Genomic DNA, 19,663 nt, shown 5'->3' with positions numbered 1-19,663 from the left:
CAGAAGGCATGGATCAACGACCCGGCCAAGCGCCGGGAACCCACACCACAAACCTCATAGCGTCACGACCGTCTCACTGGACTTGAAATCTTCCGGTCTGGGATGACATTTTTTGTCAGGCTCGCCAAGCGAACGACGCATTGTTGTTCTTGGTGTAGTTCAAGTTGCGCGTCCAGGCAACGTCGTCCACGGCACCCTTGTAGCCACTGTTGTAATACACGTCAGCCACATAGGTGGCGTGGCGATTTGCCGCCGACGCAGCATTGTTCTTCAGGCCCAGTCCCGACCCCGGCCAGGGGCTGCTCACGCCGAAGTAGCAGAAATTCAGGGGCTGTTTGTTGACGGATTCCGTGTAGCGCTCATCGCTGAAGTCGTAAACGTTGTACCCGATGTTTCGGTAGGAGCCGTGAAAGTCAGAGTTGAACCAAAGTGTGAACTTGAAGCCCGAGTACCCCGGGTCCTTGCAGACCTCTTCGCTGAAGTGGTTCTCGAACTGTGTGCTGGATGCATGCGCCGACGGAGCCATGACGAGCGTCGTTGTGGCAGCAGCGACTGCAGCCATGACGAAACGAGACTTTGTGCTGTGCTTCACTTTTGCGCCCTTCAGTGCGCATCCGCGAGAGAGCTGGAACTTGATCTGGTGAGCAGCACAAAGTGATCTGGCAGCGAAATCGATGCCAGGCATGGCGCGCAGCGGCCGCCCAAGGGGCGAACGTGCGCGAGCCAACCCCCTGAACAATCCCAGATCTAGCCCGGGCCCCCTGGATGCGCGTTCGATGTCGCCTTCCCCATACCGACGGTCGATCGGCAGAAGCCCTCGCTTCACGGCGACTGGATCATTAAAACATCATTAAATTCCGCCAAATCGGGCATTAATGTACGCAGCGAACGGTAACGATTTGATATCGTCCCGCAAATTTCGTGACATGAAGCCGATATGCGCCAGGGTTTGGCTCGAACTGCCCTGCTGGGCAGGGGCGTTGCTACCATCGGTTTCAAAGTCGTGGTGATCAAGTACCTCGGGTACCTGGCCTACGTGGAGGGCGCCTTCGAGCGCACCGGGGCGGCTACCAGGGGCGACGCGGTCCCCTGGGCAAGATGCGCGAGGACCTGGCGCTGTTCGCTGCCGTCCTGCGCCGTCCGCACCCGGCGTGGGACCGGACCGACCTGGCGCGCACGGCCGCCGGGTCTCCGGCTTGGAAGTCATCTCATTTGGCGAGTCTGCGGTAGCAGATGAGGGTGCAGGCGATGTTGGTGAAGGCGAGGAAGTGGTCGGCTTTGCGTTCGTAGCGGCGGTGGAGGCGGTGGCAGCCGGCGAGCCAGGCCATGGTGCGTTCGATGGTCCAGCGGTGGCGGCCCAGCCGCTGCGAGGACTCGATTCCCCTGCGGGCGATGCGGTGTGCGATGCCGCGTCCGCGTAACCATTTGCGCAGGTGGGGGTAGTCGTAGCCCTTGTCCGCGTGGAGCTTGGCGGGCTTGCGCCGTCGGCGTCCGCGGATGGGCGGTATGCCACGGACGAGAGGTTCAAGGGCCTGGCTGTCGTGCAGGTTCGCCCCTGAGATTCCGACGGACAGGGGCAGACCGGTCCGCTCGGTGATCAAGTGGATCTTCGAGCCGCACTTGCCCCGATCGACAGGATTCGGACCTGTCAGATCCCCTTTTTCAGGGCCCGCATGTTGACCGAGTCGATCGCGCAGCGCGACCAGTCCAGCTCGCCACGGGCGCCGAGCTCGTCGAGCACCAGGCGGTGGAGCTTGGCCCACACCCGAGCCTTCGTCCATTCGGAGAAGCGCCGGTGGGCTGTGGCCCCCGACGGCCCGAACGACGCGGCGGGCAGCTGCTGCCACGTGCAGCCCGACGTGGCAACGAACACGATCGCGGCCAGCACCTCCCGGTCGCCATGCCGGCGCCGACCGCCGCCCTGAGGCCTCGACGGCGCCTCCGGGACCACGCGCTGGAACAACTCCCACAACTCATCCGGCACCAGCCGCTCAACAATCCCCACCACGACCGACAGCCTACCTGCCGATCCAAATGAGATGACTTCTAAGACCGTGTCCTATGCGGCCATGGGTCGTTGGGCTCGTCATGGGGCGGGGTACGTGGAGTTGGATTGTTCCGGATGGGCTGTGGGAGATCGCGAAGCCGTTGATCCCGCCGTCGAGGGTGCGGCTGCAGGGCGGCGGCACGCAGGACACGCCTGATGAGACGCTGTTTGCCGCGATCGTCTACGTGCTGGTCAGCGGGTGCGCTTGGCGGTCACTGCCACCGTGCTTCGGCATATCGAAGTCGACGGCCCACCGCCGCTTCCTGATCTGGTCGCGGGCCGGAGTCTGGGGCCGGCTCCATGAGGAGATCCTGCACCGGCTCGACGACGCCGGCCTCCTCGATCTCTCCCGGGCCATCCTGGACTCCGCCCACGTCCGGGCCAAAAAGGGCGAACTCACAGGTCCGAGCCCCGTGGACCGGGGCAAGCCGGGCTCCAAGATGCACATCTTGTCGGACGCGGCCGGGCTGCCCCTCCTCGTGGGTCTCTCAGCCGCCAACACCCACGACAGCCAGGCGCTGAAGCCCATGGTGCTCGGTCACCAAACGAGACACGACCCCCACCGCGGCCGTGACCTCAAACCGCGGAAACTGCACGCCGACAAGGCCTACGACATCCCCGCCCTGCGGAAATGGCTCCGCGGGAAACGCATCGGCGTCCGCATCGCCCGCAAAGGCATCGAGTCTTCCGAGCGCCTTGGACGCCGCAGATGGGTGATCGAGCGGACCATGTACTGGCTGACCGGCTACCGCCGCCTCAACCACCGCTACGAACGCCACCCCCGCAACTACCTCGCCTTCCTCGGCCTCGCCGCTGCCGTCTGTTGCTACAAGCGGCTTGTCCGCCTCACCACATAGGACACGGTCTAAGGAGTACTACTATCGTCGCCTGTACGCCGACGCGGTCCGCGCCGTCACCGCGGCCCGCCACGCCCCGCGTGTCGACCCCTTCAGGATAATCGTGGCCGGGAGTAGCCAGGGCGGAGGACTGGCCCTCGTCGCAGGCGCCCTCGTCCCCGATGTCGCGGCCGGGATGGCGGACGTACCGTTCCTGTGCCACTTCAGCCGTGGCGCCGAGGTCACCGACGAAGCCCCGTTCCGCGAGATCGCCGCCTACTGCCGCATCGTCAGGGCGCTTGAAGGGGTGGAGGCCGCCGGAGACGTCGGTGTCTGTTGCCTAGCCGACGATCATGCCGGTGACGCTATCGATGATGGTGGATTCCCCAGTAAGAAGACTCTGGCGCTCCAGATAGCCCACAACCGTGACGCGCGCGGGCTCCAGGGCGTGATCTTCACCCGTGACGACCGGGCGGGCGAGGGCAAGCTGTCCTCGCGCCTGGGTCTGGTGACCGAGGCGGTCGAGGCGCCGGAGGGGATGGACCTGTACGCGTACCTGGTCGCCCAGCTCTCCAAGGGCGGCAAGGCGGACTATGTGATCGTGGACGAGGCGCAGTTCCTCGCCCCCGAGCAGATCGACCAGCTGGCGCGCATCGTGGACGAGCTCGACATGGACGTCTTCGCCTTCGGTATCACGACCGACTTCCGGACGAAGCTGTTCCCGGGCTCGCAGCGCCTGATCGAGCTGGCGGACCGCCTCGAACAGCTCCAGGTCGAGGCCCTGTGCTGGTGCGGCGCCCGTGCCACGCACAACGCCCGTACGGTGGGCGGGGAGATGGTGGTCGAGGGCGCCCAGGTGGTGGTCGGGGACGTCAACCGCCCGGCGGAGGAGATCGGCTACGAGGTCCTCTGCCGCCGCCACCACCGCCGCCGCATGACCTCCGCCGCCGCCCACGCGGGCGCCCTCTCCCCGGACGTCCTCCCGGTCAACCACGGCTGACCGGCCTCCCCCTTGCCTGTCCCATGGTCGTTTCCGGGATGGTGGAGCGACCGCGGTGAAGGACAGGTCCTCGGAGGCGTCCAGGCCGGTGGCGCCGAACAGCCGGGCGGCAGCCTCGCGCGTGAACCGCCGGACGGTCAGCTCCGCTGGAAGAACTCCACCTCCGCCAGGGCGACATGGCGGTCCTGGGCCGACCCGGCGGGTGCCTCGAGGGTCAGCCGGATCGTCGTGGCGTCGCTGATGCCGGTGGGGAACGTCTGTGGACCTGGCTTGTCGCTGAGGGTGAGCTTCTTGCGGACCTTCTGGCCATCCCGCGCCGTCACTTCCATGTCGATCCGGAGCGCCCGCCCCTGCTTCGCGTACTCCTCCGGTGATGACGAGGCGCCGTTGATGATGATCACGTCGACCAGGCGGAACGGCTTGGCGAAGGTGTACGTCACCGAGGCACCGGGGCCGGGCACGCCCCAGTAGCGGTTACTGAGCCCGTCCGTGGCATGGCTCACCGGATGCCCGGGCAGCTCGGCGCTCGCCTCGACGCGGGTGGCGGTCACCGCCTTGGCCTTGCCGAGCTTGTCCCGGGTGTCCTCGATCAGGTGGCGTCCGGCCGGCAGCATCAGGAAGCCGGCCGCGCACAGGGCCAGCACCACGGCCAGGATCACCAGGAAGCGCACCATTCGGCCCGAGCCCGCCCGCCTGCGGCGGCGAAACGGCCAGATCGTCCGCCACCACGGCAGGGGAGCCGGTGCGGCGGTGGGCGTCAGCGGCGCCGCGCAGCGGCGGCAGAAGCGGCGGTCCGGCGGGTTGGGCGCGCCGCAGGCGGGACACGGCACCCCGGCCACGTCGTCGCTCACCGCTGCCGGACGCACGACCGGGCGCGGCGCGACAGCCTTCGCGGGCCGGACGGGCTGCGGGGAGGCGACCGGCGTCGTGGCGGCCGCCGGCGGAGCGGCAGGTGGCGGTCCGCCGGGCGGCCGCGCGGCCGGGGGCGCCGTCCCGGGGCGGGAGGCGCCGGTGGCAGGCCGGGCAGCGGGTGGCGTCCGCGGGGCGCTCTCCGGTCCTCCGTGCGTCCTGCGGGCGGCGGTCCGGTCCCCCTCAGCTGCCGGACGGGGCTCCGGCGGCGGCGTCCGCGTCGGAGCGGGCTGCGCCGCGGAGGGGTCCGCTCCTGAGGGCGCGGGCGGGCCGGACTCCGCGTCGGCGGGCGGCCGTGAGCCCACCCGTTCCGGGGCGGTGACCTCCGGGGCGCCGTCGCCGTCCTCCGAACCCGCAGGGGGCACGGAGCTGTTCCGCGTCGTCCTGGCCGTACCCGGCGCAGGGGTGGAGTCCGACCAGCCCAGGTAGGCGCCGCAGTTGCCGCAGAAATCGTCCGTCACGCCATTGGACGCCCCACACACGGGACACGCACGCAACGCCGTCACCTCCCTTCACCCGCGGGCGGCCCGGACAGGACCTCCACCCGGCAGACCGTGTGGACGGGGCACAGGGTGCGGACGAGCGAGCGGACCCGGTCCGCGTCCACTTCGTACGCCTCTCCCTTGCGGTGCGGCCACACCCGTACCAGGACCTCGTCGGCCGGGGGAGGGGGCAGCTCGGCGCCGCCCGTACGGGACCAGGTGGCCCCGCCGTCCCCGCTGACCTCGGCGGACAGGCCCAGCACCAGGCGCAGGGCCTCGATCAGGCCGCGCCGGGTGCCGCGCCATTGGTGCAGTTCCACCGCGCGTGCCACCGCCTCGCGCCGCAGCTCGAGCGGCCACCGCGGGTCGTCGACGCCGCCGACCCAGGTGGCCAGCCAGGACACGAAGTCGGCCGGGGCCAGCCGGGGATCGAGGTAGGAGGGCAGGTTGTCGAGGGTCGTGAACACCGGGGCCAGGACCGTGTCCAGGCCCGCCGTGAACCGCTGGGCGAAGTCGTCGTCGGCGTACAGCGCGGGCAGCTGCTCGCCGATCGGGTGCCGGCTGGGCAGGCCGGGGACGGCGGCCCGGCTCATCCGCGCACCTCCGGCTCCGGCGCCGTCACGACCACCTGGTGCTGGTAGGAGAAGACCAGCGCGCCCGCGCCGATGTCGATCCGGTCGACGGGGGCGCCGCGGCGCCCCGTGATCGGGTCGGCGGCGAACATCCGGATCTCCTCCACCAGCACGTCCCCGATGGCGCGTTGCAGTACGCCGAACACCTCGCCGTACTGCACGGGCCGCCCGAACGGCCAGCCGGTGCCGTCGGGCCCGCCGTGCAGCGGGTTGAGGTGGCGGAACAGCGCGGCGAGCGCCGCGTCGCGCACCCGGTCGGTGTCCCCCTCGCGGGCCGACAGCCGGGCGACCACGGTGACGCCCTGGTAGACGGGCGGCTCCACGACGAGGCGCGTGCCGATCAGGCGCCGTTCGTCGAGGGTCGTGGTGATCGCGGTGAGCACCTGGTCGGAGGGGATCAGCTGCTCGAAGCGGAGCCGGTCGCCCTCGTCGGCCACCGCGTCCGGCACCACCAGGACCCGTACCGCGCCCGCGCCGGCCGCGCCACCCGCGCCGTCCGTGGCGGGCAGACAGCGGACCCTGCGCACCGAGGGCGCCGCCTGGCGGGCGATGATCTCGTAGTCCTCGGCGGTCACCGCGCGCTCCTGCATGCGCAGCGTCTCCGGCGCCCGCAGCTTGGCGTTGTCGATCGTCTCCCCGGCGACACCGCCGCGCGCCGCCTCCCGGTTGGTGACCCGGGCGACGTACGGGACGGAGCTGCGCAGTACGGAGATCGCGCCGCGGGCGACGTTGCCCGCCGGGCCGCCCCCGGTGCGGTAGCGGGCCACACGGACCTGGGAGCCCTTGGGAGGTACGGCCCCGCAGGGGCGCAGAGTGCCGTCGGCCTCGCGCAGCACCGGCGGGAACGTGAACTCGCCGGTGGTGGCGTCCACGCGCACGTGCCGGTCGTCGGGCCCCGAGCGGCCGAAGTGCTCCACCACGTCCCAGCGCTGCCATCCCTCGGGGGAGGACACCTCCACCACCGGGGGCTCCCCGTCGAGCAGCACGGGCGGGCGGCCGAGCCGGAAGGTCTGCCCCGCCACCCCCTCCGACGCGCCGAGCGGTACGTCGGTCACCCGCTCGGCGTGCTCCACGTTCATCGTGCCGCCGATGGTGAAGACGGCGGCCTCGCGCACGGTCGGGGACTCGGAGTAGAACGGCTGGCCGGGTTCCGGCTCGGTGACCCGGCAGCGCAGCCAGCCCGCGCGGGTTCCGCTGATCAGCGACGCGGCGTGTCCGGCCGGTACGTACACGATGACCTCACCGGGCCGGTTGAGACCGCCGGTGCTGTCGGAGCCGGTCTCGCAGCGCTGCCACCGGCCGCCGTCCCACGCCTCCCACACCAGCGGGGGCTGGCGCGGGTCGACGCCGACTCCCTCGACGCGGCTGTCCAGGCGCACCGCGACCACGCAGCGCGGTACCGCGGTCGGCAGGCCGAACAGCAGCGCGTCGCCGGGCTTGGGCGTCACCTGGAAGCACGGTATGTCGCGGCCCTCGGCGAGCGCACCGGTCCGGTCGGTCAGCTCACCGGTGCGGGGCGCGGTGACCAGGCGCGTCAACTCGCTCGGCACGATGCGCAGATCGTCGGTGGTGGCGAAGACCACGGCCTCCTCGGTCTCGCCCGCCGCGGTCGTCACCTCGGTGCCCGCGGGCAGCGTCACCGTGTCGGGCTGCGGGGCCGACAGCCAGAAGTCGACGTCGGCGACGGCGGCCGAGGGCGGGTACAGCTGGATGCCCAACAGGTCAAGGAACGCCAGGTAGTTCTTGTCCGGGACCCGGTTCAGCCGGTACAGCAGCTGGTCCACGAGGTAGGCGAACGTCTCGATCAGGGTGACGCCGGGGTCGGAGACGTTGTGGTCGGTCCACTCCGGGGCGCGCTGCTGCACGTATCGCTTCGCCTCGTCGACGAGTTGCTGGAACCGTCGGTCGTCCAGGTTGGGGGAGGGCAGGGCCATCAGTCCGCGACCATTTCCTCGGCCCCCTCCTCGGAGGGGATCGTGTAGAAGGGGAAGACCAGGTTGCGCCGGTCGTTGGTGGTGCGCACCGTGTAGTGCACATCGATGTAGAGGGTGCCCGCCTCCACGGAGTCGAAGGCCACGACGACCTCGTCCACCGCGATCCTGGGCTCCCACCGCTCCAGTGCCTCGCGCACCTGCTGGGCGACCCGACCGGCGGTGTCGCCGTCGCCGGGGGCGAAGACGTACTCGTGGATGCCGCAGCCGAACTCGGGCCGCATCGGCCGTTCGCCGGGCGCGGTGCCCAGCACCAGCCGGATGGCCTCCTCCAGCTCCCGTTCCCGCTCGACCATGGCGATCCCGCCGGTCGGCCCGACGCGCAGGGGGAACGCCCAGCCGCGCCCGATGAACCGCTCGCTCATCACACGCCCCCGATCAGGACGTTCGGGGCACCGGTCAGGACCATCGCGCCGCACGTGGTCTGGTCGCGCGCCCGCGCGGCGGGCAGCCCGCCGATGAGTACCGCTCCCGCGGCGAGCCCGGCCGGGTTGGGCACGATCACGTCGGCCGGTCCCAGCGCCGCGTGCGGCGGGATCGGGCAGACGTGCAGGCTGCCCACGACGGCGGCGGGCAGGCCGCCGATCAGCACCGTCGCCACCGCCGCGGCGGCGCCGGGCGGCGGCGTGGCGAGCCGGCCACCGTGGTTGGTGGGGTCGCCGGTACGGGCTGCGGCTGGCATCGGGTGCTCCTCGGGGAAGGCGGTCGTGGTGCAAGGGGTATGGGAGGACTCAGTTGATCCGGATGAGTCGGGCCTTGAGGACGGCGAGCAGGCCGCCGTTGACGGTGACGTCCGAGGTTCCGGACACCCGCACCGACCGACCGCCGATGCTGACCCCGGCGGTGCCGTCGATGTCCACCTGGCGGCCGGACACCTTCACGGTGCCCTGCCCGGCGTCCAGCGTGATGCCGTTCTTGTCCAGGAGGACGGAGGTCAGCGGACGGTTCCGCCCCGCGTACACGGTGAGCTCGATCCGGTCCCGGCGGTCGTCCATGCGTACTTCGAGCCGCTCGTCCCCGGTCACCAGCCGTAGCCCGGAGGGGCCCGGCGCCGCCGCGTCCAGCAGCTCCACGCGGTGGCCCGAACGCGACACCACCGAGCGGCGGTTGACCTTGCCGCTGGTCTTGTCGATCAGCGGTACGTCGTGCGGTGAGGGCTGGTCCACGCCGTTGTAGAGCCCGCCGATGACGTACGGACTGTCGAGCAGTCCCTGCTCGAACCCGACGAGCACCTCGTCGTTGACCTCGGGGCTCACCACGCCGCCGCCCCCCTTGCCGCCCCACTGGACGGTGCGCACCCAGTCGGTGACGTAGGTGTCGTCGAGCCAGGGGAACTTCAGGCGTACCGCGCCGCGTTGGGAGCCGTTCGGCTCGCGTACGTCCGTCACTACGCCGATCGCCAGACCGGGGATGCGCGGGCCGCGTCCCGGCGCGTTGGCGCCGGTCACCAGGCCGGTCAGGGAGCGGTCCGGGCTGGCGCTGACCCACACGGTGGTGCGGTACCCGCCGTGCGGCTCCAGAACGTGCTGCACGGCCGTCGCCGTGTACCGGCCGGAGAACGCCTGCCCCACGTTGCCGAGCGCCACCGGCTTGCCCGCCCGCAGCAGCGGGTTCCCCTCGGCCACCGCCTCCAGCTCGCCGAAACCGGCGCTGGTTTGGGCCGCCGCCGCTTTCGCGACCGCCGTCGTCTCGGCCTGCGTACGGTACGGGGTGTCGGTGACAGCCACCGCAGACTTTCCGAACCGTGCGGCGAACTGGGGGCTGATGCCCGGCACCACCGTGTCGCTGACCACGGACGGTTGCTCGGCGACCAGCGGTCGCTTGGTGGCCACGTCCCAGCCGCGCACCTGCACCTTCGAAGCGCCGTCGGCGGCCGACAGCGAGGCCCGCAGCGCCAGCAGGTTCCGCCCGTACTCCAGGACCATCGGGTTGCGCGTGGCCGACGTGGACGGGGCGGGTGCCCCGGAGGCCTTCACTGGCTTGGTGAACTGGAGCAGCCCCTTGTCGTCGACGCGCACCTGCGCGCCGCTCTCGCCCGCGAGGAACTGCAGGAAGTCCCAGTCGGAGACGTTCGCCTGGGACAGCTGCTTGTACGTCACCGGCGCGGCCTCCACTTTCCCGACGGCCAGTCCGGCGCCGGCGGCCACCTTGCGGACGATGGCGGCGGCCGTCATGTTCCGGTACGCCACGACCTTGCGGCCGCGCTGGAGGCGGTGCGCCTTGGAGTAGGCGCGTACGACGGTGAACGAGCCGGTGCGGTCCCGGTCGATCTCCAGGGCCGTGACCTCGCCGTTGAACAGCCGCTCCCGCGCCTGCCCCTTCACGGTCATCACCGACACCCGCAGCGGGCTGCCGATGGTGACACCGGTGGCGCGCAGGAACTCGTGGTCGGGGTCGCGGTAGGTGAGTACCGCGGTGTCCGGCAGGCCCACGTTCTCGTCCACCACGCAGCTCACCAGTTGCGCCGCCCAGATCTGCGGCAGTTCGCCGGGCGCCTCCACGATCGGGTCGGCCGCGAACGACCGGCCCCCGGATTCGGACGGGCTCACCGCTGCTCCTCCTCGCCGTCGCCGTATCGGTGTTCCTGCAGGGCCGGCACCACGAGCTCGGTGCCGGGGGCGAGCGCCATGGGGTCGTCGATGCCGTTGGCCTCCGCGATGGCCCGCCAGGCCGTCGCGTCGCCGTACTCGCGCCAGGCCAGCATCGCCAGACTGTCGCCCGCCACCACGATGTGCGTGCTGCGGGCGGTGCGTGCGCCGGAGGTCGGGTTCTGGCCGGCCGGGTCGACGCTCGCCTCCTCGATGGACAGAGAGCAGGTGGCCCGCAACGGCTTGCCGTCCACATCGAAGAGCGTGTACGACACCGACAGGTTCGACAGGACCCCGTCGAACGACGTCGTCCGCGCGCTGCCCCACTCGAAGCGCACCCAGGGGCTCGCCGGCTTCTTGCGGCCGAGGCTGGCCGGGGTCGGCACGCACGCCTTCATCAGCTTCTCCACCGCCTGCTCCACCGAGTTGTCGTGGGTGGCGGTGGCGTCCAGGAACACATCCAGGCTCAGGGTGCGCGGACCGCTGCCCACGAATTCGGGCAGCGCCGACTGCCCCGCCATCCGGGACGGGGACCGCCGCCACTCGGTGGTCTTGCCCAGCTGCAGGGTCGACGGGTTGAACTGGAGATCGAGCTTCGCGATCGTCCCGCCGGGCTTGGCCCCGACGGAGGCGGGGGGCTCTTTGAGGGTGAGCTGGGCCCTGGCGCGGCTGGCGCGCGCAGATGAGGCCATGCCGTGGACTCCCTTCCGGAGCGGGGGCGACGAAGAGGACGAACAGGGGGTGCCGGGCGGTCAGGAGGGCAGCAGCCCCGCGTGGGCGATCTCCAAGGTCTCCACCGCCGCCGCGGAGTTGGCGGGGTCGAAGGACGGCCCCTGCCATCGGACCGGGACGATCCCGAACACCTGCCAGCTGATGATCCGGCTCAGGTCGGGCCGCAGGGCCACGATCTCGCCGTCCTTGGGCTCGACCCGCCGCAGCGTCTCGTCCAGCCAGCGGCCGATCTTCGCGGTGTCGGCGGTGACGGGCCGGGAGAGGGTGATGTTCGACCAGGTCACACGGCCCGGCAGCTGCCAGGTGAAGCCGTTGTTGCCGCCCTCGGCGTAGCTCTCCATCTCGACCTCGGCGCCCATGCCGGAGCAGGTGTGGAAGGCGCCCAGATCGTTGCCGCCGATCGCCAGCCGGAAGAACACGCTGGTCGCGAAGATGTTGTCCGTCATCGGTCCGTCGTCCGTTTCTCGTTCGTCCGTGTTCTCAGCGTGCTCAGCGTGCTCAGCGGCGCCCGTCGAAGGGCCTGCCCGCGCGTTCCCGGCCGCGCCGCAACTCGGTGCGCAGCAGGCGGGCGACCGGATCGAGCAGACGGCGTGCCAGATCGTCCAGGTCGGCGTCGGGGACCTGCGGAGCCGCATCGCGCGAACTCTCGTGCCGGCCGGACGCTGTGGTGCCCTGGGCCGTGGCCGGGCGCCGGCCGCCGCGTGCCGCGGGCGCGGCGGTCTGGACACTGATCGGACCGGGGTTGTTCCGGCTGCCACCCGTGTCGCGCTGCACCGGTGGCGTGCTCGCCCGGTGGGGTCCGCTCGCCGGTGGCGCGGGACCGGTCGCTGCCGGGGAGACGGCGGGGGCCGAGGCCCTGGGCCGCACCACGGGGACGGGGTGCGCCGACGACGGGGCCACCACGGACGGCTGGACCACGAGCGGCGGTGCGTGCGGGCCGGTCACGGGCAGGGGGGTGGCCGCGACGCGGGCTGCGGCCGACGCGGGCGCCGGACGCACAAAGTGCGCGGGACGCGGGCCGTGGCCCGGGGAGGCGGGGGCAGGGGCACGCGGCGCGGGCGTCGGCGAGATCGTTCCTCGCGGCCCCTCCGCGGCTCGCTGGACCTGCTGCGGTGCGGTGGACGGGGCGGGCCAGCGTGCCGCGACCACGGGACGGCTTGCCGGGCGGGGAGCGGGGGCGGCCGCGCTCCCCATGTCACGGGTGCCGAGGGCCAGGGGCCGTGCCGCCAGGAGCTGGAGGGTGCGGGGCGCGAAGGGCGCTGCCGCGACGGCGCGCCTGTGGTGCGGGGTTCCGCTCCGGCCGGTGACGGCGTCGGCGACGACGAGCGGAATCGGGCGGGTGCTCCGGGTCGGTGACGACTTCTCGGTACGCCGGGATCCGGAGGGCATGGCAGGAGCAGTGCTCTGCGGTGTCGGGAGGTCCGGCGAGGTGGTGGCCCGCTGGACGAGCGGGGGAGCACCGGCCGGGGCGCCGGGCGCGGGCCCGGGTGCGGGGGACGCGGAGGTCGTTGCGGCGGAGGGTTCGGCGGTACGGCGCTGCACGTTGCCCGCCCCCAGCAAAGGCGCGTGGCCGGCCGGCACGGACGGTGCCACCGGGCGCAAGGCGTCCGTGGGCGCGGGCGCGCGCTGGACGCCGGCGGGGGAGGCGGGACGCGCGGCTCGGAACGGGGACGACGGGCGAGTGGGCACGGCGGCGCTCGGCGGCAGTGCGGGCAGGGGCGCCCCCAGGCCGGTGCGTACGCGAGGCGTGGGCGTGACCGGGTCCGGGCGGTCGGCCGCGGGTTCTGCCGGGCGCTGGACCATGGGCATCGCCGGGGCGGGCGCGGAGTCGGGCGCCGTTGCGGGGCGTCCCGACGGCGTGGCCGTGGAGGGCAGTTCGGTGAGGGGGGCGCCGAGCGGTGCGCGGCTCCGCGCACGCTGCACCGGCGTCTCGGAGTCGGCCTTGGTCGTGGGCGCGACCGGTCCCGGGTCCGGGCGGTCGGCCGCGGGTTCTGCCGGGCGCTGGACCATGGGCATCGCCGGGGCGGGCGCGGAGTCGGGCGCCATCGCGGGGTTGCCCGGCGGCGCGGACGTGGGCTGGAGTTCGGTGCGGGGGGCGCCGAGCGGTGCGCGGCTTCCCGCACGCTGCACCGGTGTGTCCGGGGCCGTCCGCTCGGGGGCGGAGCGCGGGGCCTCGGGGGGACGTACGACGGACACGCGGCGCCCGGGCGTGGCAGGCACCCGGGCGACGGTCAGCGCACGGCCGACGGCGCGCGCTCGGACCACGGTGGTGCGGGTGGTGCCGGTGGTGCTCGCGGTCCCGGGGGTCTCCGGGGCGGGCGGCTCCTCACCCGTGCGGCCGGGACGGGCGCCTGCGGCCGCCGGGACGGAGGCGGAGGCGGACCCCGCGGAGCCAGAGGTTCCGCCGGATCCGGGCGTGCGCGTCGCGGCCCGCTGGACGGGCGGACCGGACGGGGACGTGGCGGCCCGCCCGGCAGCAGCCGCTTCCCGGGCCGCCCGGGCCCCTGCGGCGGATGCCTCGGGGACCACCGCGATACGGCGGATCAGCGGGAACCGCGGAGGCGTCGGCGCACGGCCGGGCGCGGCAGGGGACACGGCGGTGCCGCTGCCCGTCGCCGCGGCCCGCTGCACATCGGGAGCGGGCGTGCCGAGCACGGCTGCGGAGTGCGTGGACGTGAGGCCACGGGTACCGGGCGCCCCGCTGGACCCGGTCTCGCCCGACGCCCCCGATGGGGCCCGGTGCGCGGGCGTCGGCGCGCCTGACGTCCCGGCCTCCGACCGGACCTCCCGCGCGCCGCCAGGGGCGGTGGCCCGCGCGACGACGGGGCCCAGTGCGCCGCCGACGGCCCCGCGGGACGGTGATCCGGCGGTCGGCATGGACCGGGCCGCGTCCGCCGTGGACGCGGACGCGCCCGATCCGGACGCCTCCGGACCCGAGGCCGCGACGCGCGTACCCGAAGGACTCGGCCCGGACGACCTCGCGCCCGACGAGGGGGTCCCGGCCTGGGGGGCACCGGACGAAGGGGCGTCCGATCGCGCACGGCGCGAGATCTGCGGGGTGTCGCGCTTCCGCGGTGAACCCGGAGCCGATGACCGTACCTGTTCGAACGGCTCTTCTGTCCCGGGCGTGGCGTCCGCTTCGTACGGGCTTCGCAGCGCCCGCAGCAGCAGCGGGCCGCCGCCGCTGTGCGTGGGGCGGGCGGTGGCGGGGCGGGCGACCCCGCGCACGAGACCGGCCGGGGCGGACGGCAGCAGGGCGTGGGCGAGCCCGGTGTCGAACGACGGATCGCGCCACGCGGCCAGGCCGGACCGGAAGGCCAGCCCGTCGCTGACACCCATCGGCGCGCGGGACACGGTCAGTTGGGGCGGCGCCGTCATGCGCCAGCCACCGTCCCAGTCGCCGGGCACGCCGACCTCCCGTGCGGCAGCCGTGGGCGCCGAGCCGCCAGAGGGCGCCGCCCGCCGATCGGTCGCGGCGTCCGGCACGGCGGCGCGCCGACGCAGCCTGTCCCGCCATGCCATGTGCTCAACCGCCTTCGTTCACACGGGTGTTGATACGAGCTATCTCGGTGACCCACTCCTGGCGCTCGCCGTGGGTCAGGTCGAGGATCTCCTCGCGCTGCCAGTGGAAGTGGTAGGCGATGTACGCGATCTCCTCCCTGAGCCGGGGGAGGGCGTACGTCACGATTCCCCCAGGCGCCCACCGGAGAGGTCGACCTCGAAGCCGCCTTCGCAGTGCGGGCAGGTGACCGCCGCGCGGGTGTGCCCCTCGCTGTTGACGCGCCGGTAGAAGTCCTGGAGGAACGCGACGTCGGTCGCGTACATCCGCTCCACGATCCCGGCGTGCACGTCGGTGATCGCGCCGAGCCGGGTGATCACCTGGCTGAGCAGTACGACGCTCAGGTACGCCGGGTTCTCCTTGACCCGCAGGTCGATCTGCGGGCGCAGCTCGTCGCGGGCGGTGGCCAGGCGCATCGAGCCGTGCCGGTGCACGGTGCCCGCCTCGTCGACGTACCCGCGCGGCAGCTCGAACTCGAACTCGGTGCGCAGCCCATGGTCCTGGCGCGGCGCCGGCGAGGCGGCGGCGGGGGGTGCCGCCGCCTGCTCCGGCGCCGCGGCGGGCGCTGTGACCTGGAGGATCTCCTCCAGGTTGCCCGCTGTCACCGTACGGCGTCTCATTCGACGACGATCTCCTCGAACACGATGGTCACGGACTCCGTGGCCGCCGCGGACTCGCCGGCCTTGAGCGAGGGACCTTCCCACTTGGAGGCCCAGCCGTTCATCAGCTGGATGCGGCGGACGGTCTCGCCCGTGGAGTCCTTGATCTCGATGGTGAGGTTCTGCCGAGCGGTGTCGACGGCCCCGTTGTTCAGGGTTTCCTTGATCCACTTGGTGAACTCGCTGCTCTTGTCGAGTCCCCGGGTGATCGTGACCTCACCGGCCTGGCGGGCGCCGGGCTGCTTGCGGATGATCTGCTTGCCGTCCTTGCTGACCTGCCGGACCTCGACGACCTCCTCCTCGACGGTCAGGCCGCTGATCTCCTGGACCGATTCGACCAGGTAACCACCGAGCTGCACGCCGAAGATGTGGGTGGAAAGAGCATCGCCCTCTGCCATGACTGTCTGTCACCTTTCCTTGCTGCTGTCCCGGCTGACCCGGAGTTGGCGGACCCGAGGGTCACTCGTCGACGAGGCTGGTGCTGTCGGAGAACTGGGCCAGCCGGAACACCACGAACTCGGCGGGCTTGACGGGCGACACACCGATCTCACAGATCACGCGGCCCTGGTCGATCGACTCCTGCGGGTTGTTGTCCCGGTCGCACTTGACGTAGAACGCCTCGGCGGCCGTACGGCCGAACAGCGCGCCGTTGCGCCATTCCTCGGTGAGGAACGCGGTGACGTTGCGCCGGATGCTCGACCAGAGCCGGTCGTCGTTCGGCTCGAATACCACCCACTGCGTACCCAGGAGGATGGACTCCTCCAGGTAGTTGAAGAGGCGGCGCACGTTCAGGTAGCGCCAGGCCGGGTCGGAGGACAGGGTGCGGGCGCCCCAGATCCGGATGCCCCGGCCGGGGAAGGCCCGTACGCAGTTCACGCCGATCGGGTTGAGCAGGTCCTGCTCGCCCTTGCTCAGGCGCAGTTCCAGGTCCACCGCACCACGGATCACCTCGTTGGCGGGGGCCTTGTGCACACCGCGCTCGGCGTCGCTGCGCGCCCACACACCGGCGATGTGGCCGCTCGGCGGGACGGTCGTGTTGCGCCCGGCGGCCGGGTCGAAGACGCGCACCCACGGGTAGTAGAGGGCGGCGTAGCGGGAGTCGTAGCCCGCCTCGTCGTTGCGCCAGGTGCGCACCTGCTGCGCGGAGAGCCCGGGCGGGGTGTCCAGGACGGCAACCCGGTCGCCCATCTGCTCGCAGTGCGATATCACCGCGAGCTGCACGGTGCGTACGCCCTCGGCGTCGATGTCGCCCCGCTGGTAGGCGCTCATCAGGTCCGGCACCGCGACCATGGTGATCTCGTCAATGGTCTCCAGTCCGGCGAATCCGGTGCGGGCGCTCGCGTCACCGACGTACTCGGCGGGGTCGAGCCGGGACACCTCGCCGTGGCCGGCCGAAGCGGGCGAGGCCGGGGCGTCGGGCAGGGCCACGGTCTGGGCGGCGGGCCGGGTCTGGCTCGCATTGCGCTGCTCGGTGACCTCGATCAGCTTCGAGGCGCGGGCCTGGGTGACGAGGTAGCCCTTGACGTTCTTGCGGGCGGACACCTCGTAGGTCTCGGCCACCTGCTCGCCCTGCCGGACCAGGACCTTGAAGCGGTCCTCGGGCGGGTTCTCGCCGTCCGCGTCGGCGATCTCCACGGAGACGCCGGTGACGCCGGGCCGGGCCGCGATCAGGAAGCCGCCGAGCTCGGCCGGCTCCGCCGCGCGGGTCTGGGGGCGTCCGCCGGTGGAGGCCGGTGCGGAGGAGTCCTGGGCGGACCCGCCGATGCGGACGACGTACGCGGCGCCGCCGCCGTTGGCGAAGTACCCGTAGACCGCGTGGGGCAGATAGGTGCCCTCGGTGAAGCCGCCGAAGTGCTGGCTGTACTGGTCCCAGCTGGTGACCAGCGTGGGCTCGTGGAACGGGCCGCTCTGGGCGAACCCGACGAACGCGGCGACGGCGGTGCCGACCCCTTCGATCGGGCGAGCACCGGACTGCACCTCCTCCACGTACACGCCCGGGGTGAGGTACGTCGGCATGCTCGCTCCTTCGCGTTATGGCTTTGCAATCAGGTCTGTCCACAGCCTTTCCGGCGGCCGTCGCCGACGGCAGGGGCGTTCGGACCTGGACGGGGGCAAGTGCGCTGCCCTCATGGCCGGCCCCGCCGGACCGTCCAGGCAGCACGCCCGGCCCGTCCGCCGCCGCCCGGCTCACACGTGCGTGACCTGGTTCACGTACGGCCCGAACTCGCCCTCCAGGAGCAGTCGGCCGAGCTTTCGGTACTCCTGGGCGACCGCCGTCACCACCTGGGGCATGGTCAGCGGCTCACCCGATGCGGCCGCGAAGTAGGCGGCGGTCACCGCGCAGGCCCGGATCGAGCCTCCGGCCAGTTCGAACCGCTCCGCGCAGAAGCCGAGATCGAGGTCGTCGGCCCGGGGCAGCCGGTCGCCCAGGCACCGTTCCCACAGGGCCAGGCGCTGGGTGGCGTCGGGCACCGGGAAGTCCGCGACCACGTCCAGGCGGCGGGTGAACGCCTCGTCGAGGTTGGCCCGCAGGTTGGTGGTCAGGATGGCGATGCCGTCGAAGGACTCCATCCGCTGGAGCAGATAGGCCGACTCCATGTTGGCGTGCTTGTCGTGGGCGTCCTTGACCTCCGAGCGCTTGCCGAAGATCGCGTCGGCCTCGTCGAACAGCAGCACCGCGTTGACGGCCGACGCCTCGGTGAAGATCCGCTCCAGGTTCTTCTCGGTCTCGCCGACGTACTTGTCGACGACCGTGGACAGGTCCACCACGTACAGGTCCATGCCCAGGTCGGCCGCAACGACCTCGGCGGACATGGTCTTGCCGGTGCCGGAGGAACCCGCGAACAGCGCGATCACCCCGCGCCCGCGCCCGCCGCCGGGCCGCATGCCCCACTGCCCGAGCACCTGGTCGCGGTGGCGGGCGCGGACCGCGAGTTCCCGCAGCCGGCGGTGGGTGGGGGCGGGCAGGACCAGGTCGTCCCAGCCCACCGCGGGCTCCACCCGGCGGGCGAGGCGGGCGAGCCCGGCGCCGTTCTGGGCCCGTACGGCGGTGCGCAGGTCATCGGGGGAGACCGGGCGGCCGTCGAGCGCGGCCGTGCGCACCGCGGTGTCGGCGGCGCGCCGTAGCTGCCCGGCGTCGAGACGGTGCGCGGACACCGACCGGGCGAGGGCGTCGGCTTCCCCTGCCGCGCCGTGCTCCCCGGCGGCCCGCTCCAGCGCGTGCCGCCAGCGGGTGACGTGCCGGTCGGGGGCGGGGGCCGCCACCGTCAGGGTGACGGGAGTGTCGGCCGCCCAGGCCGGTTCCCAGCCGCTCGTTCCGTACGTGAACAGGGGGATGCCGCGCAGCACCGTGCACAGCGTGCGCAGGACGCGGGCCCGCTCATCGGGCTTGTCGGGCAGTTCCTCCAGCGGCCCTAGCAGCACCCCGGCGCCCGTCAGGCGGGCCTCGCGGGCGGCGGCGCGGGCGAGTTCGGGCACGGTACGGACGTGGTGGGCCAGGGCCGCGGCGTCCAGGGCCAGGGGGCTCAGCCCGCACGCGCGCAGCGCGGCGGCGGCAAGGCCGGCGGGATCGCCGCCGCGGGTCCGCAGGTGGACGTGGCCGCTGCCGCTCGTGGCCGCGGCGACGGCCCGGTGCAACTCGGCCGGGTCGACGGCCGGGTCGTCGGCGGCCTCACCGAGTACGTCGGCCAGCCGCGGGTCGGGCGAGGTGTCGCCGAGCAGGTGGGCGGTGACCCGGTCCGGGACGGCCAGCACCCGGGACAGGGGCGGCCGTTCGGGCTCGGTGACCTCCAGCAGGCCGCCCGCGACGAGCGGCGCGGTGGGGGAGAGCCGGAACCGCGCGGCCGCCGCCCCGGTGCGGCCGCACAGTTCGAGGGCAAGGCCGACGGTGGGCCGACGGCGGGTCAGGTCGTCGTTGAGGTAGCCGTAGAGCTGTTCGAAGCGGGCGTCCAGGTCCGGCGCGAGGGTGACCAGGAGCAGGTCCAAGTCGAGCGGCGTCAGCGCGAAGCGCGTGGCGAGGACGTCGAGCGGCGAGCCGGGCGGGGGGTCGGCCGGTGCGAGCGCGGGCAGGCCGGGGTCGTGGCGTGCGTCCAGGAGGCGGGCCACCGCCTCGGGGGTGAGGTACTGGCCCCGGTAGGGGTCGTCCGGGTCGGGATCGACGGCGCGCCGCAGCGCCACGGCCTGCCGCACCCGCTCCTCGACGATCTGGAGCCGTGTCCACAGGTACGGG

General features: G+C 72.7%; 18 protein-coding genes and 1 pseudogene. 3 read left to right on the top strand and 16 right to left on the bottom strand.

Going from position 1 to position 19,663, the window contains the following annotated elements; translation table 11 throughout:
- Nucleotides 1-115: 115 nt before the first annotated feature.
- Both AB0I68_RS35620 and AB0I68_RS35615 read right to left on the bottom strand, forming a co-directional pair.
- Complete coding sequence (locus AB0I68_RS35620) at nucleotides 116-685, bottom strand: hypothetical protein (protein WP_363181544.1); 570 nt, start codon at nucleotides 683-685, stop codon at nucleotides 116-118.
- Between the two features lie 523 nt (nucleotides 686-1,208).
- A protein-coding gene (locus tag AB0I68_RS35615) for an IS5 family transposase (RefSeq protein WP_363181548.1) occupies nucleotides 1,209-1,999 on the bottom strand; the annotation gives its coding sequence in 2 pieces (ribosomal slippage) (nucleotides 1,209-1,660 and nucleotides 1,660-1,999; 792 coding nt in all).
- Nucleotides 2,000-2,088: 89 nt separating this feature from the next.
- Between AB0I68_RS35615 and AB0I68_RS35610 the strand changes: the two genes are divergently transcribed.
- The 3 genes and pseudogenes from AB0I68_RS35610 to AB0I68_RS35600 all read left to right on the top strand — a co-directional run bounded on the left by AB0I68_RS35610 (nucleotide 2,089) and on the right by AB0I68_RS35600 (nucleotide 3,883).
- Complete coding sequence (locus tag AB0I68_RS35610) at nucleotides 2,089-2,904, top strand: IS5 family transposase (protein ID WP_363181543.1); 816 nt, start codon at nucleotides 2,089-2,091, stop codon at nucleotides 2,902-2,904.
- Nucleotides 2,885-3,160: pseudogene (locus AB0I68_RS35605) on the top strand (acetylxylan esterase); the annotation flags it as partial. The gene AB0I68_RS35610 and the pseudogene AB0I68_RS35605, both read left to right, overlap by 20 nt.
- 90 nt (nucleotides 3,161-3,250) lie before the next feature.
- Nucleotides 3,251-3,883 (top strand): thymidine kinase, encoded by a 633-nt coding sequence (locus AB0I68_RS35600; RefSeq protein WP_363181547.1) that lies wholly within the window; start codon nucleotides 3,251-3,253, stop codon nucleotides 3,881-3,883.
- 137 nt (nucleotides 3,884-4,020) lie between these two features.
- On the opposite strand, the gene AB0I68_RS35595 is transcribed toward AB0I68_RS35600, so the two are convergent.
- The 14 genes from AB0I68_RS35595 to AB0I68_RS35530 all read right to left on the bottom strand — a co-directional run bounded on the left by AB0I68_RS35595 (nucleotide 4,021) and on the right by AB0I68_RS35530 (nucleotide 19,656).
- Nucleotides 4,021-4,734, bottom strand: a complete 714-nt coding sequence (locus AB0I68_RS35595; RefSeq protein WP_363181542.1) for a zinc-ribbon domain-containing protein — start codon at nucleotides 4,732-4,734, stop codon at nucleotides 4,021-4,023.
- A 560-nt stretch (nucleotides 4,735-5,294) separates the two neighbouring features.
- The gene (locus AB0I68_RS35590; protein ID WP_363181541.1) at nucleotides 5,295-5,867 is read right to left on the bottom strand and encodes a phage tail protein; all 573 of its coding nucleotides are present in this window, start codon (nucleotides 5,865-5,867) and stop codon (nucleotides 5,295-5,297) included.
- Nucleotides 5,864-7,840, bottom strand: coding sequence for a putative baseplate assembly protein (locus AB0I68_RS35585; RefSeq protein WP_363181540.1), 1,977 nt, complete (start codon nucleotides 7,838-7,840; stop codon nucleotides 5,864-5,866). Before AB0I68_RS35585 ends, AB0I68_RS35590 begins: the two co-directional genes overlap by 4 nt.
- The gene (locus tag AB0I68_RS35580) at nucleotides 7,840-8,262 is read right to left on the bottom strand and encodes a GPW/gp25 family protein (protein WP_030722541.1); all 423 of its coding nucleotides are present in this window, start codon (nucleotides 8,260-8,262) and stop codon (nucleotides 7,840-7,842) included. The genes AB0I68_RS35585 and AB0I68_RS35580 overlap by 1 nt, the downstream gene beginning before the upstream one ends.
- Nucleotides 8,262-8,579: a PAAR domain-containing protein gene (locus AB0I68_RS35575; RefSeq protein WP_363181538.1), complete on the bottom strand. Its 318-nt coding sequence runs from the start codon at nucleotides 8,577-8,579 to the stop codon at nucleotides 8,262-8,264. The genes AB0I68_RS35580 and AB0I68_RS35575 overlap by 1 nt, the downstream gene beginning before the upstream one ends.
- Before the next feature lie 49 nt (nucleotides 8,580-8,628).
- Entirely contained in the window at nucleotides 8,629-10,446 is a 1,818-nt protein-coding gene (locus AB0I68_RS35570; RefSeq protein ID WP_363181537.1) for a VgrG-related protein, read from the bottom strand.
- Nucleotides 10,443-11,177: a LysM peptidoglycan-binding domain-containing protein gene (locus AB0I68_RS35565; protein WP_363181536.1), complete on the bottom strand. Its 735-nt coding sequence runs from the start codon at nucleotides 11,175-11,177 to the stop codon at nucleotides 10,443-10,445. Before AB0I68_RS35565 ends, AB0I68_RS35570 begins: the two co-directional genes overlap by 4 nt.
- A gap of 60 nt (nucleotides 11,178-11,237) precedes the next feature.
- Nucleotides 11,238-11,663 carry a phage tail protein gene (locus AB0I68_RS35560; protein ID WP_328301238.1) on the bottom strand — a complete coding sequence of 142 codons (426 nt, stop codon included), beginning with the start codon at nucleotides 11,661-11,663 and terminating at the stop codon, nucleotides 11,238-11,240.
- Between the two features lie 52 nt (nucleotides 11,664-11,715).
- Nucleotides 11,716-14,739, bottom strand: a complete 3,024-nt coding sequence (locus AB0I68_RS35555; RefSeq protein ID WP_363181535.1) for a hypothetical protein — start codon at nucleotides 14,737-14,739, stop codon at nucleotides 11,716-11,718.
- 4 nt (nucleotides 14,740-14,743) lie between these two features.
- Nucleotides 14,744-14,902 carry a DUF6760 family protein gene (locus AB0I68_RS35550; protein WP_202200283.1) on the bottom strand — a complete coding sequence of 53 codons (159 nt, stop codon included), beginning with the start codon at nucleotides 14,900-14,902 and terminating at the stop codon, nucleotides 14,744-14,746.
- Nucleotides 14,899-15,396, bottom strand: a complete 498-nt coding sequence (locus AB0I68_RS35545) for a hypothetical protein (protein ID WP_363181533.1) — start codon at nucleotides 15,394-15,396, stop codon at nucleotides 14,899-14,901. The genes AB0I68_RS35550 and AB0I68_RS35545 overlap by 4 nt, the downstream gene beginning before the upstream one ends.
- The gene (locus tag AB0I68_RS35540) at nucleotides 15,393-15,833 is read right to left on the bottom strand and encodes a phage tail protein (RefSeq protein WP_363181532.1); all 441 of its coding nucleotides are present in this window, start codon (nucleotides 15,831-15,833) and stop codon (nucleotides 15,393-15,395) included. Before AB0I68_RS35540 ends, AB0I68_RS35545 begins: the two co-directional genes overlap by 4 nt.
- A 61-nt stretch (nucleotides 15,834-15,894) precedes the next feature.
- Nucleotides 15,895-17,451 (bottom strand): phage tail sheath family protein, encoded by a 1,557-nt coding sequence (locus tag AB0I68_RS35535; protein ID WP_363181531.1) that lies wholly within the window; start codon nucleotides 17,449-17,451, stop codon nucleotides 15,895-15,897.
- A 171-nt stretch (nucleotides 17,452-17,622) separates the two neighbouring features.
- Nucleotides 17,623-19,656 (bottom strand): ATP-binding protein, encoded by a 2,034-nt coding sequence (locus tag AB0I68_RS35530; RefSeq protein WP_363181546.1) that lies wholly within the window; start codon nucleotides 19,654-19,656, stop codon nucleotides 17,623-17,625.
- Between the last annotated feature and the right edge of the window lie 7 nt (nucleotides 19,657-19,663).

The sequence above is a fragment of the Streptomyces sp. NPDC050448 genome (assembly GCF_040655295.1).
GTDB lineage: Bacteria > Actinomycetota > Actinomycetes > Streptomycetales > Streptomycetaceae > Streptomyces.
The sequence above is the reverse complement of the archived record's forward strand: the minus strand, read 5'-3'. Positions and strand labels throughout refer to the sequence as shown.